This window comes from Rossellomorea sp. GCM10028870, from assembly GCF_042666755.1.
Lineage (GTDB): Bacteria > Bacillota > Bacilli > Bacillales > Bacillaceae_B > Rossellomorea.
Genome location: NZ_JBHTGN010000001.1, coordinates 1374309 through 1386965, shown reverse-complemented (window position 1 = coordinate 1386965; position 12657 = coordinate 1374309). Strand labels below are relative to the sequence as shown.

Annotated in this window: 11 protein-coding genes; 10 read left to right on the top strand and 1 reads right to left on the bottom strand. The window is 40.5% G+C overall.

What is annotated here, in order from left to right:
* Positions 1 to 87 precede the first annotated feature (87 nt).
* The 7 genes from ACFQWC_RS07220 to ACFQWC_RS07190 all read left to right on the top strand — a co-directional run bounded on the left by ACFQWC_RS07220 (position 88) and on the right by ACFQWC_RS07190 (position 7173).
* A complete protein-coding gene (locus tag ACFQWC_RS07220) occupies positions 88 to 1560 on the top strand; it encodes an NCS1 family transporter (protein ID WP_299741024.1) in 1473 nt (490 codons plus the stop codon).
* Between the two features lie 60 nt (positions 1561 to 1620).
* A complete protein-coding gene (locus ACFQWC_RS07215) occupies positions 1621 to 1824 on the top strand; it encodes a hypothetical protein (RefSeq protein ID WP_113968125.1) in 204 nt (67 codons plus the stop codon).
* 21 nt (positions 1825 to 1845) lie between these two features.
* Positions 1846 to 2031, top strand: coding sequence for a hypothetical protein (locus ACFQWC_RS07210; protein WP_299741026.1), 186 nt, complete (start codon positions 1846 to 1848; stop codon positions 2029 to 2031).
* Positions 2032 to 2103: 72 nt separating this feature from the next.
* Positions 2104 to 3705: a PucR family transcriptional regulator gene (locus ACFQWC_RS07205; RefSeq protein ID WP_341357877.1), complete on the top strand. Its 1602-nt coding sequence runs from the start codon at positions 2104 to 2106 to the stop codon at positions 3703 to 3705.
* A gap of 148 nt (positions 3706 to 3853) precedes the next feature.
* Entirely contained in the window at positions 3854 to 5320 is a 1467-nt protein-coding gene (locus tag ACFQWC_RS07200) for a CoA-acylating methylmalonate-semialdehyde dehydrogenase (RefSeq protein WP_299741030.1), read from the top strand.
* 21 nt (positions 5321 to 5341) lie between these two features.
* Positions 5342 to 6697, top strand: coding sequence for an aspartate aminotransferase family protein (locus ACFQWC_RS07195; RefSeq protein ID WP_299741033.1), 1356 nt, complete (start codon positions 5342 to 5344; stop codon positions 6695 to 6697).
* A gap of 107 nt (positions 6698 to 6804) precedes the next feature.
* Positions 6805 to 7173 carry a VOC family protein gene (locus tag ACFQWC_RS07190; RefSeq protein ID WP_299741035.1) on the top strand — a complete coding sequence of 123 codons (369 nt, stop codon included), beginning with the start codon at positions 6805 to 6807 and terminating at the stop codon, positions 7171 to 7173.
* 49 nt (positions 7174 to 7222) lie between these two features.
* Here the strand turns inward: ACFQWC_RS07190 and ACFQWC_RS07185 are convergent, their stop codons facing one another.
* Positions 7223 to 8149, bottom strand: a complete 927-nt coding sequence (locus tag ACFQWC_RS07185; protein ID WP_377106723.1) for a VanW family protein — start codon at positions 8147 to 8149, stop codon at positions 7223 to 7225.
* Positions 8150 to 8279: 130 nt separating this feature from the next.
* Here ACFQWC_RS07185 and ACFQWC_RS07180 point away from each other — a divergent pair, with 130 nt between their 5' ends.
* From ACFQWC_RS07180 to mutS, 3 genes are all read left to right on the top strand, one after another.
* Positions 8280 to 9098, top strand: a complete 819-nt coding sequence (locus ACFQWC_RS07180; RefSeq protein ID WP_299741039.1) for a hypothetical protein — start codon at positions 8280 to 8282, stop codon at positions 9096 to 9098.
* Positions 9099 to 9215: 117 nt separating this feature from the next.
* A complete protein-coding gene (locus tag ACFQWC_RS07175; RefSeq protein WP_341357878.1) occupies positions 9216 to 9836 on the top strand; it encodes a DedA family protein in 621 nt (206 codons plus the stop codon).
* Between the two features lie 190 nt (positions 9837 to 10026).
* Positions 10027 to 12648 carry a DNA mismatch repair protein MutS gene (mutS, locus tag ACFQWC_RS07170; protein ID WP_341357879.1) on the top strand — a complete coding sequence of 874 codons (2622 nt, stop codon included), beginning with the start codon at positions 10027 to 10029 and terminating at the stop codon, positions 12646 to 12648.
* Positions 12649 to 12657 lie beyond the last annotated feature (9 nt).

Below are 12657 nucleotides of genomic sequence, written 5' to 3'. Positions count from 1 at the left end.
CGGGGGAGGGGAGACTGCCTTCCTCTGGCCTCTCTTGTCAAAGATTTGGTTTTGCCATTCGATGCAAACAAATAAGGGGTGTTCAAGATGAAGAAAAGTTATTTAAAGTCTCCTGATTTATTACCGATTAAAGAGAGCGAAAGAAAAATCACCAAGCTTGGCTATTCATTTATGTGGGTAGGAATGGTTGTGGTCCTTGCAACCTTCGCCATTGGAGGAGCCGGGGTCGTATCCCTGCCTCTGCCTCTTGTTGTGCTTGCCACCATTATTGGGTCACTTGCGATCGGTCTATTTATTACATTGACCGGGGATATCGGGATTGAGCATGGGGTGTCATTTCCAGTTTATATGAGAGCACCTTTTGGAACCCTTGGTACCCATATTCCTTCTGTAGTGCGAGGTCTGGCTGCATCAATGTGGTTTGGAATAAACACTTACTTTGGTGCAACAGCAATGAATGGTATTTTAAATATTTTATTTGGTTTTGATAATTGGTTTGTATGTTTCTTGATTTTTGCTGTCCTTCAATTAGTAAATACTGCTCTGGGGATCAAAGCGGTAGAAAGATTTGCCGACCTTGCTGCACCTGTCATCATTCTTATTTCTGTATGGATGTATTCTTCCCTGTCTGATTCAGCTGCTTCTCAAGGGAGAGACATTTGGAGCTGGGTTGAAAGTCCGGTAACAGGTGCTGCCACGTTTACGGCTTTCCTGGTTGTCATATTCAGTAATATGGGATTTTGGGCAACTCTATCTGCTGACATTCCGTCCATTTCCCGATTCATGAAAGCTCCAAAAAATGAGCGGAATTGGTTTAAGAGAAATAAAAGCTCGTTAATTGGTAACCTTGTAGCTCTTCCTATCACTCAATCATTTATGGTGTTAATTGGTGGGATTTCATATATTGCCGTACTAAATTATGATCCCGTTGTAGCTCTTCAAGAAGCAGCGAGCGGATTCGTATTAGGGGTCCTTCTCCTGATGATCGTCCTGGCTCAATGGTCAACGAATATTGCTGCGAATATCGTTCCGGCTGCAACCATATTCTCTAATGTCGGGGGACCGAGATTTCCGTTCTGGGCAGGGGTTATTACAGCAGGTATCGTTGGGACACTTGTACAGCCATGGAATTTATTTGGTGTCATCATTCCGGTTCTCCTTTTTGTAGGGGGAATTCTGTCAGCAATCGTTGGAATTTTGATTTCAGACTATTACTTTATCAGGAAACGAAGAGTCAATGTACCTGCATTATATGAAGACAAAGGACAATTCAAGTATATGAAAGGAGTGAATCTTGCAGGGTTCATTTCATGGATTATTGGAGGGATTGCCTCCTATTACGTTCCAAACTTCTCATTTTTAGTCGGCTTCGGGGTTGGAGCTATTTGCTATTATGTATTGGCTAAATTCTGGTGGTTTAAGAAATACGCGCAGGCAGAACTGATTGATCCGAGTGATGAGAAATATCTTGGCTTGTCTGTCGGCCGCGATTGGGAAATTCAAGTCGACGAAGAAGTCATTGTATCAGACGAATCGCCAACAGGCACAAGTTTTTCTTAGAATCATGGAAGCAAGGTAGTTAAGGTAGTTATCTGAAGATACGATAGAAAGGGTGTCGTCATGTCTGATTATCAAGAGTTTTTAAGTGAACGGGATAAAATTGATTTTCTCATTCAAAAAGGCTTTAAAATTGAGAAAATAACAGAGAACCTAAGTGGGGCATTTGTTCTGTTTAAGCATACTGAAAATAAAAGAAGTGCCACTCTTCATGTGAAAACGGCAAATGCACGAAAATATTTCTCAAATCTATTACTTCAAAACTAAAAGTTGAAGGGGGAAACTTGGATGAGTGACGTTATGGGACCTCATGAAGGAAAGGAACTGACACTCTTTCCTGGAAATATGCAAACGTCTGATGAGCTAATCGATTGGGTGTTAGCCGTTTTATCTTCACAAAAGCTATCAGATGAAGAAATAATGAAATGGTGGAGTGAAGAGATCCAGTTTGCAATCCCCTATATAGAAGAATAGAAGCAAAATGAAGGATTGGTTCCGCCAATCCTTTTTCTCCATTTTCCTAAGGCAGAACAAGAGGAGAGAAAAATGAAAAGTAATTACTATTTCTCAGTAGAAGATATTCTAGTAAGAAGGTACTTTGAACATGCTAAAGTGATTGCTGGGCACAATGGTCTCAGCCGTCAAGTTAAGTGGGTCCATGTAGTCGAAGTAACATCGATAAAGAATCTTCTTAATGGAAATGAACTGATCCTTTCTACAGGAATCGCTTTACAAGAGGAGGAGACCTTTCTTTCACTCCTTCATCAGTTAATTGAGAGTGAAGCAGCGGCCATTTGCATTGAACTTGATACAAATATTTCTACGATTCCAATTTCTGTATTAAAGTGTGCAGATGCATTTGATTTTCCTATTATCGTGTTTCAAAGGGAAGTTCCGTTTGTTAGTATAACTCAGGATATTCACTCCGTACTCATCAATCAGCAATACGACATGATAAAAAAACTGGATTCATATGCACAGGAGTTAAACAGGAGGCTCCTCGGCGTAAATCACTTCAGAGAGATCCTTCAGGTTTTACATAAGGAGCTTGCTGTCCCTGTACTATTTCAGCTAAAAGAGCAAGAGGTGGAAATCTATCCTCTCATGTGCTCACCTGATGAAGAGAGAATACGAAAATGTTATCACAGTCATAAAGATTCCCGTAATCATCATTTTGCCTCCACTAAAGTTATTCTATTTGACCAGGAATACGCAGAGTTATGTATATACAGAAGCGATCATCCTTTTAGCGAATACGAGCTCCTCATATTGGACAGAACTTCAACGGCGTTAGCACAGTATTTAATGAGAGAATTGTATTTTAACGAGCAAAAACGTTTAGAAGACTCTAAATGGATTACCTGTTGGCTAAAAGGAGAACAGTCCTATGAGAGACTATCCGCATTTTTAGGAGACTTAAATGTACAGGTCAATGGTGGTGTCGTCTGTATTTGCCAGACGAATAGGCTGAATCAACAAGAGCCGATTGATTTAACCTTTTTTAACCTTGTCACCAGAAGCATTTTTGAACAACAGGGTTTTCGTGTGTTACCCGAAAGAATAGGAAATGATCTCATTTTCATTCTTCTGGACACCAGGAGGACTGGAGATTGGAAATCGAGAGTCACCACTGCCTACGAAAAGATTCTTCAGTCTGATTTCTTTAAAGATTCTTCACAAACAGTATTTGCAACTGGCAAGTACCAAATGGAGACGATGGAAATTCACAAGAGCTATGAAACAGCTAAAGATAGTCTCATGTTTCAGTCAAAGGTGGATGCATCAAAAGCGTATTTTTTCTTTGATGATTTGCATTTATACAGGCTGATTTCAATTGTTAACAACAATGTTAATCTGTGGGAAATGATCGAAGAGTACCTCACTCCGCTCCTGGATTATGATCGTAAACATGATGGCAGTCTATTGAAGACGTTGAAGGTTTTCCTTGCATGTCAGGGATCAAAACAGGAAACATCCAAACAACTATTTATTGTAAGACAAACACTCTACCATCGCCTCAAAAAAATTGAAGATTTACTTGGAGATGATTTCATGACCTCTGATAAACGTGTGGCCATCGAGTTTCTCCTTGCTGCCCATGACTATTTGCAACCACTTAGCTCTTTGAAAAAGTCGAAGATTAATTAATTGTAAAATGTCAAATTGAGATATCAGGTTATTTTACACAATGTCTAATGAAACCACTTACAATTTCTTTCATAATAAAACTATAAGCTATACGACAGGTTCTACACCAATCAGAAAATTCCGATGAAAAAATAAGGAGGAACTGAGTATGACGATCATAAAAAAAGACGTAGCTGTGTTAAAGAATTACATTGGAGGTGAATGGGTTGATTCTCTTAGCTCGCAGACCTTACAAGTAGTGAATCCTGCTACAAATGAAGAGATTGCAAGAGTTCCGATTTCTACTAAAGAAGACGTCGCTATGGCTGTGAAGGCTGCTAAGCAAGCCTCACAAACGTGGAAGAAGACGCCGGTTCCAAAACGTGCCCGTATTCTATATAAATACCATTCCTTACTTTCTGACAATCATGAGGAGTTGGCCAAACTGGTTGTACAGGAAAATGGTAAATCATTTAAAGAGGCGTATGGTGAAGTGCAGCGGGGGCTTGAGTGTGTGGAATTCGCTTGTGGTGCACCGACTTTAATGATGGGTGAAACGCTTAGTGGTATTGCAGAGGATATAGATTCAGAAATGTTCCGCTATCCACTTGGTGTAGTGGGGGGGATCACGCCTTTTAACTTTCCTATGATGGTACCCCTATGGATGTTCCCGCTTGCAATTGCGTGTGGAAATACTTTCGTGTTGAAGCCATCTGAAAGAACCCCGATTTTAGCCAATAGGCTTGCAGAGTTATTAACAGATGCGGGAATGCCCGATGGTGTACTAAATGTCGTGCATGGTGCACATGATGTCGTAAATGGATTGATCGAGCATAAAGATGTCGCAGCCATATCCTTCGTCGGGTCTCAGCCGGTGGCTAAATATGTATACCAACAGGCTGCCTCTCATGGGAAAAGGGTGCAGGCATTATCCGGTGCGAAGAATCATCATGTTGTCATGCCTGATGCAGATATGAATAAAGCGGCTGAGCATATTATCAGTTCAGCGTTTGGCAGCGCTGGCCAGCGATGTATGGCGTGCAGTGCCGTAGTGGTTGTAGGGGATAATGAACCGTTTGTTAAAGCTTTAAGTAAAAAAGCAGATGAATTATGTATTGGTAACGGAATGGACGAAGAAGTGCTTCTCACTCCCGTCATTCGAAAAGAACATCGAGAGAAGACACTGGGGTATATTGACAAAGGCCTGCAGGAAGGCGCTTCCCTCATACGAGATGGGCGTAAAGAAATGGATGACTTCAAGGAAGGAAACTTCTTGGGTGCAACGATCTTTGACCATGTTTCACCGGATATGACCATTGCAAAAGAAGAAATGTTTGCCCCTATCCTCAGTTTGCTGAGAGCCAAGGATTTGGATGAAGGACTTGATTATATTCGTCAATCAAGATATGGAAATGGTGCTACGATTTACACAAAAGATGCAAAGGCTGTCCGACAGTTCAGAGAAGAAGCAGACGCTGGAATGCTGGGTATCAACGTTGGTGTTCCTGCGACAATGGCGTTCTTCCCATTTTCAGGGTGGAAGGATTCTTTCTATGGGGATATGCATGTAAACGGTAAGGACGGAGTAAATTTCTATACTAGGAAGAAAATGATCACTTCTCGATTTGATTTTTAATCTGAGTTAGGGGGAACTTTCATGGTGAAAGCAGGTCAATCTCAAGATGTATGGTTAAGGAATGATGAAAAGCTCATTTGGCATTCCATGAAACCATACAATCCTGATGGAACAATGGTCGTTACAGAGTCTGCCGGGTCTTGGATTACAGATAAAGATGGTCAAAAATTTCTGGATGGCATGGCAGGGCTATGGTGTGTAAACGTAGGATATGGTCGACAGGAATTAGCAGAGGCAGCTTATCTTCAGCTTAAAAAAATGGCTTACTTTCCACTAACACAAAGTCATCAGCCGGCTATTGAGCTTGCTGAGAAATTAAATCATTTACTAGGGGATGACTATGTCATTTTCTTTTCCAACAGTGGCTCAGAAGCCAATGAAACCGCCTTTAAGATAGCAAGGCAGTATCATCAGCAAAAAGGGGAACACGGACGGTATAAAATCTTCTCCAGATATAGAGGGTATCACGGGAATTCCATGGGGGCCCTGGCCGCAACAGGTCAGGCTCAGCGGAAATATAAGTATGAGCCGTTAGCTCCCGGATTTATCCATATCGCTCCACCCGATAGCTATCGCGATGAAACATCGGGGGGAAGTCCACATGAACTTCCTGGAGTGAAGGCAATTGATCAAGCAATGACCTGGGAATTAAGTGAAACAGTGGCTGCGTTAATCATGGAACCGATCATCACAGGGGGTGGGATACTCGTTCCACAAGATGAATATATGAAAGCGGCGAAAGAAGTCTGTGAGAAGCATGGTGCACTCATGATTGTCGATGAAGTGATTTGTGGGTTTGGACGTACAGGCAAGCCTTTTGGTTTCATGAATTATGATGTGAAGCCGGATATCATTACGATGGCTAAGGGGATTACCAGTGCGTACCTTCCACTGTCTGCAACAGCCGTGAAGCGAGAGATATATGAAGCGTTTAAAGGATCTGAGGAATATGATTACTTCCGTCATATTAATACATTTGGCGGAAATCCGGCAGCATGTGCTCTTGCCTTGAAAAACATTGAAATCATGGAGAGTGAGAAGCTTTTTGAACGCTCCGCTGATCTCGGTGAAAAGGCTTTGAACACGTTGAAAAATCATTTGCAAGATCATCAATATGTTGGAGATGTCAGAGGGAAAGGTCTGCTAATTGGAATTGAAATGGTAAGTAATAAGGATACAAAAGAACCTTTAGATATTTCTATGGTCAATGGAGTGATTGGGTACTGTAAGCAAAAAGGGGTAATCATTGGGAAAAATGGTGCAACGGTTGCCGGTTACAATAATGTGCTAACATTATCACCTCCATTAAACATTGAGGAGGAAGATTTGGATCTGTTAGTATCAACCGTTATGAATGGAATCCGACAACTTCAATAATTTATAATTCCAGGGAAACATCTGCTTTGCAGATGTTTTCCTTTTTTCTCTTAAATTGAATTTTATGGTAAAATGAACGAGTAAGAATCAAAGGGGAGAGATACATAATGAGCATCATTTTCAAAGGTATTGACCATATTCAGTTTGCTGCACCAAAAGGCAGCGAAGGGGAAGCTAGAAAGTTCTTTGGTGAAATTCTTGGTCTGAAAGAAATACCGAAACCTGAAAACCTTCAAGGGAGAGGCGGTTGTTGGTTCCAATATGGACCACAAGAAATTCATGTAGGGGTACAAAATGATTTTGTGCCAGCAACAAAAGCACATCCAGGATTACTTGTTACAGATTTAGATGCACTTAGGCGTACCCTGATGGAGAAAGGTATCAGGATAAAAGAAGATACTCCGATTAACGGCAGAGATCGCTTTTTCGTCTCTGATCCATTTGGTAATCGAATTGAATTTCTAGAATACAATTAATAAGGAAAGCACCTCATGAATAAGGAGGTGCATTTTCATTCTAAGAACACTATTCTTGAATAGATTTATTCACATCTTTCTCGGAAGATAATTCTTGTGAAGCGCTAGGCACCTTCCTTTTTTCTACATTGATAAGATCGGAAGAATAAATCGAAGTGATAACTTGCCCACCAATTACTTTTGCACGGATGAGCAGTGGCTGGTTATAAGCGTTTCTAAAAGTGAAGTCGGGTCCATACCAGCTAACTGTAGCATCTCTTCCCAGAGGCACGTAAGGAACCCTCTTTGAATGATGATACCGTTCTAATATTTTTACACCTGCCTGGTCAACCGCATTAAATAAAGTGGATGATACCTGACAAATACCACCCCCAATATCTTCTGAGAGTTCCCCTTTTACAATCACGGGGGCTTTTTTATATCCCTTTTCTTTCGTTCTTTTTCCTACCACACCGTTAAAGGAGAATACTTCTCCAGGGAACACAACCGTATTATTGATCTTCTCTGTCGCTAGAACGATATTTTGAGTCCGTTCCTCATTATGCTTATTGAAATATGTGACGTATCTTCCAATAAGCTGTGTTCGGATGTGAGAAAGGATCTCACTGTCGACTTTGGGATGTATTGTCATAAGGGGTGCTTCCGTATTGATTGACCCTCTAGAAAAGAAGAAGGAATAAACCAGATCACGAAATCGCCGTTCATTAAGTTTGTAACCGGCTCTTTCTGAAATAATTTGATTTTTTTCATTGATATAAGCATTCTGAGGAGGGGTATAGACCTGATTTTGCACTTCTGAAACAAATTCCTCATATTGCTTTTCGTCCATTATTGGTTCATCCACCAATGGTATAATCAATGAATTTCGTTCTATCGAAATTGTCGCATGATTTTGAAATTGAATATGTAATTGATCTTGACCATTCATCACAGGAAACAGTAAAAGACCAATTGAACTAAGTTTAATCCAGAGCATATGAACCCTTCCTTTCGTATGTAGTATCGGTGGAAAAGGCTTCTTTCATGTTAAATCCTAATTGCCAAAAATTGATGGTTATGTATTTGCAGTTGTGATTAGAAACTAAGGAAAAAAAAGAGGTCTTTACATGCTTTATTTATTCAGGTTCATGATGGTTGTGTCTTTACTTTTTGCCTGCAGTGCTAAACCTGCGGGGGCAATGCCTAGTTTTACTGTAGAAATACTTCCGTGGGATCAAGTGAAAGAAATCATTCCTAAACAATCGTATTTTACGATCATTGATGTAGAAACCGGCCTTTCTTTCGAGGTACAAAGAAGAGCAGGAAGCAAACATGCGGATGTACAACCAATTACAAAAAAAGACACGAAAATCATGAAATCCATCTATGGAGGAAAATGGAGTTGGGACCGTCGTGCAATTCTCGTTTTAGTACATGATCAACTAATATCTGCCTCAATGAACGGAATGCCGCACGGAGCAGGCGCTCTCCAAAACAATTTTCCGGGACATTTCTGCGTGCATTTTTATGGCAGTACAACCCATAAGACACCAACACCTGATTTGGCCCATAAGATCATGATTTTAAAAGCGGGTGGAAAACTGGATGGGTTTCTATACAAATTAGACCCCTATGAGTTGATCAGCGTTATGGAGATTGCTTTCAATCAGCATGATCAAAAGTTACTTTCACAAGTGATGTTTGGAAGTAATGGGTCTGTGAAGGAGGCCCTTAAGAAAGTGAAACATATTGATATTACTCAAAGATCGATACTTCCTGTAGAGGATTTACCTGCACTGGTTGGGATGAAGATTCAGGTTAGAGTGAAATGGGTACGTTCCGATCAATCTCAGGACGAAAATGACGTTCAATTCATCATTCGGAAAGATGCGATTGAAGATCAATGGAAAATAGACGGTCATGCATTTCTTGAGGAAATGGAATAAGGGTCAATTCGAATACATTATTTCCCTCCAGTGGATGAATTCTTATTCTTTGTGAGCGTTTTTAATATGCAAAATAGGGAAAAGGATATATAAATGAATCGTGGAGGGAACACACCGATGTTTGATTTTGTAATAAATTTAATTAAGGAGCTTGGGATGTGGGGATTATTCGCTGGAAATGCAATTGAAGCGTCATCCTTACCATTTCCAGGAGCTCTCGTGACGCTGACATATGGTTACCTTTTAGATCCATCATGGACGAAGCTGATCATATTAGCATTCACAAGCAGCTTGGTTTATACGTTATTTAGTTATATCCCTTATGGAATAGGATATAAATTAAAAGATAAAATCAAAGAAAAAACCAGCTCAAAGAAAATGGCTAAAGGTCAGAAATGGTTTCGGAAATGTGGCTTGTGGAGTATTGCCATCACGAGACCACTTGGCATTGGTAACTATATCTCTTATGTTGCAGGTATTAGTAAAGTGAACAAATGGAAGTTTGGCGGACTGACGTTTATCGGAATCTTTCCCATCACCCTCACGATGTTAATAGTCGGGAAGAATGGAAATCTCAAACATGTACAATCTTTGATGAGTAACATACAAACCTACCTTCTCATTGGAGGGGCTATACTGTTGATTGGTTTCTTTTCTTATAAATATTTTTTCAAGTTTAAGGAAAAAAACTCCAGCTGTTTGGACGATGAGTCAAGCATAGCAAAACAAGCCAAGTAAGTAAGAAATAGATCCGCTTCTCATTCTAGAAGCGGATCTATTTTTTTGAGTGAGTAAAGGAGGTACACACTAATCTTGAAGTTACCAGATCTGGTTTCCTCAATCTACTACATGCTCCAAACCTTTTACGTGTGATATAATGAATAGTCGAGAGATTAGTAGATTTACTTGGAAAGGTTTGAATGAAACCATGACACAATATACTCCAATGATAAAACAATACTTACAAGTAAAGGCAGAATACCAAGATGCCTTTTTATTTTTTCGTTTAGGAGATTTTTATGAAATGTTTTTTGATGATGCCATTGCTGCATCTCAAGAACTTGAAATAACGTTAACAAGTCGTGATGGGGGAGGAAAGGAACGTATTCCCATGTGTGGTGTTCCTTATCACTCTGCTCCTAACTACATAGAGCAGCTCATCGATAAAGGCTTTAAAGTAGCAATTTGTGAACAAACCGAAGACCCGAAACAAGCTAAGGGAGTTGTACGGAGAGAAGTTGTTCAGCTCATTACACCCGGTACGGTAATGGATGGGAAAGGCTTAAATGATAAAGAGAACAATTATATTGCTTCTGTGTCCGATTTTAATGACCAAACATACGGATTGTCTTATAGTGACTTAACAACAGGGGAATCAAAAGTGACATTAGTGACAGATGGCCTTCAAGCATTGTTGAATGAATTATCTACGATTGGTGCGAAGGAAGTTGTCATTCACCCGGATCTTAGTGAAGCGGTACAAGGCAAGATCAAAGAACGAAACGATGTTACCTTATCCTATGAGAAAGAAGCTGAAGCAAGAGAAGATTTCGCTCATCTCGTTGCCCCTTTAAAACAAGATAAACTAATAGAAGCTTCATCCATCCTTTTTCACTACCTCTTCCGTACACAGAAGAGAAGCCTTGATCATTTACAAGTAGTTGAGACATATCAGCTGCATCAATTTATGAAAATGGATTACTACTCAAAACGAAATCTGGAATTGACAGAAACGATCCGATCAAAAGGAAAGAAAGGTTCGCTTCTTTGGCTATTAGATGAAACGATGACGGCTATGGGAGCCCGATTACTAAAGCAGTGGATTGATCGACCACTTATTCATAAACAGGACATCGAAAAGCGTCAAACGGTTGTTGAAGTGCTATTGGAGCGATTCTTCGAGAGGCAGGACCTTAGAGAACGTTTAAAGGAAGTGTATGATCTTGAGAGACTGGCAGGAAGGGTTGCGTTCGGTAATGTGAATGCACGGGATCTGATTCAGCTGAAAAAATCGCTTCAGCAAGTACCCCTTTTAAAACATCTGGTGGAATCACTCGAAAATGAAGCAACCGATGACATCGTAAGCAAGCTTGATCCGTGTGAAGAATTAACAGACCTCCTCGAACAAGCGCTTGTAGAAAATCCTCCACTATCCATTAAAGAGGGAAGCTTAATTCGAGATGGGTATCATGAGGAGCTTGATCAATTCCGCGATGCAAGTAAAAACGGGAAGTCCTGGATTGCTCAACTCGAACGGGACGAGAGGGAACGAACGGGAATTAGGTCCCTTAAAGTAGGATTTAACCGAGTCTTTGGCTATTATATAGAAGTAACGAGAGCAAACCTTCAACACCTGGAAGAAGACCGCTATGAAAGAAAACAAACATTAACAAATGCGGAGCGATTCATCACCCCTGAGTTAAAGGAGAAAGAAGCGCTTATCCTTCAGGCTGATGAAAAAAGCGTTGATTTGGAATATGAACTGTTCATTGGAATTCGTGAAAGAGTGAAAGAATTCATTCCCCGCCTTCAGAAGCTTGCGAAGCTCGTAAGTGAATTGGACGTTCTTCAATGTTTTGCAACGGTCAGTGAAAAGCGTCATTACACCCGCCCTGTTTTTAATGACGAAAGAAGAATCCTGCTGAGGGATGGACGTCATCCAGTTGTGGAAAAGGTTATGGGTGCTCAGGAATATGTTCCGAATGACTGCTATATGGATCAAGAAAGAGAAGTCTTTCTTATTACAGGACCGAATATGTCGGGGAAAAGTACCTATATGAGACAGGTAGCTTTAACCAGTATTCTTGCTCAAATTGGCTGTTATGTTCCTGCGAGTGAGGCAAACCTGCCAATCTTCGATCAAGTATTCACACGCATCGGGGCAGCCGATGATCTGATTTCAGGTCAAAGTACGTTTATGGTTGAGATGTTAGAGGCGAGAAATGCGATCATCCACGCGACTCAGCAAAGTTTGATATTATTTGATGAAATTGGTCGCGGTACCTCCACTTATGATGGAATGGCACTTGCCCAGGCGATTATTGAATACATTCATGATCATATAGGAGCGAAAACCTTATTCTCTACTCACTATCATGAATTGACCGTTCTTGAAGAAGAACTACAAAAAGTGAAAAATGTGCATGTAAGTGCCATGGAACAGAACGGAAAGCTCGTTTTCCTTCATAAAATCAAGGAGGGGGCAGCCGACAAAAGTTACGGAATTCATGTTGCCGAGCTTGCTGAGCTGCCTAAGGTCCTGATAGAGAGAGCGAACGAAATCCTTCTTGAACTCGAGCGAAAGGAAGTGCCATCTTTTTCTAAAGAAGTGGCTGTAGCTAGGGAAACAGCTATTGATAAACAAAAACCAAATGAAGAAGAACTTGCCCAGCTTTCCTTCTTTACCGCAGAGAAACAGGAGAAAAAAGAAAATTTTACTTCTAAAGAGAAGAAATGCTTAGATGAGCTTAAAAAGCTGGATATTCTGGAGATGACTCCATTAGATGCAATGAACACCCTTTACGGAATCCAGAAAAAATTAAAAAACTAAAGGAGGTGA

Coding starts and splice junctions, on each gene's coding strand:
- ACFQWC_RS07200 (WP_299741030.1), top strand. CDS start 3,854: ATGACGATCATAAAAAAAGACGTAGCTGTGTTAAAGAATTACATTGGA.
- mutS (WP_341357879.1), top strand. CDS start 10,027: ATGACACAATATACTCCAATGATAAAACAATACTTACAAGTAAAGGCA.
- ACFQWC_RS07190 (WP_299741035.1), top strand. CDS start 6,805: ATGAGCATCATTTTCAAAGGTATTGACCATATTCAGTTTGCTGCACCA.
- ACFQWC_RS07215 (WP_113968125.1), top strand. CDS start 1,621: ATGTCTGATTATCAAGAGTTTTTAAGTGAACGGGATAAAATTGATTTT.
- ACFQWC_RS07205 (WP_341357877.1), top strand. CDS start 2,104: ATGAAAAGTAATTACTATTTCTCAGTAGAAGATATTCTAGTAAGAAGG.
- ACFQWC_RS07175 (WP_341357878.1), top strand. CDS start 9,216: ATGTTTGATTTTGTAATAAATTTAATTAAGGAGCTTGGGATGTGGGGA.
- ACFQWC_RS07185 (WP_377106723.1), bottom strand. CDS start 8,149: ATGCTCTGGATTAAACTTAGTTCAATTGGTCTTTTACTGTTTCCTGTG.
- ACFQWC_RS07195 (WP_299741033.1), top strand. CDS start 5,342: ATGGTGAAAGCAGGTCAATCTCAAGATGTATGGTTAAGGAATGATGAA.
- ACFQWC_RS07180 (WP_299741039.1), top strand. CDS start 8,280: ATGCTTTATTTATTCAGGTTCATGATGGTTGTGTCTTTACTTTTTGCC.
- ACFQWC_RS07210 (WP_299741026.1), top strand. CDS start 1,846: ATGAGTGACGTTATGGGACCTCATGAAGGAAAGGAACTGACACTCTTT.
- ACFQWC_RS07220 (WP_299741024.1), top strand. CDS start 88: ATGAAGAAAAGTTATTTAAAGTCTCCTGATTTATTACCGATTAAAGAG.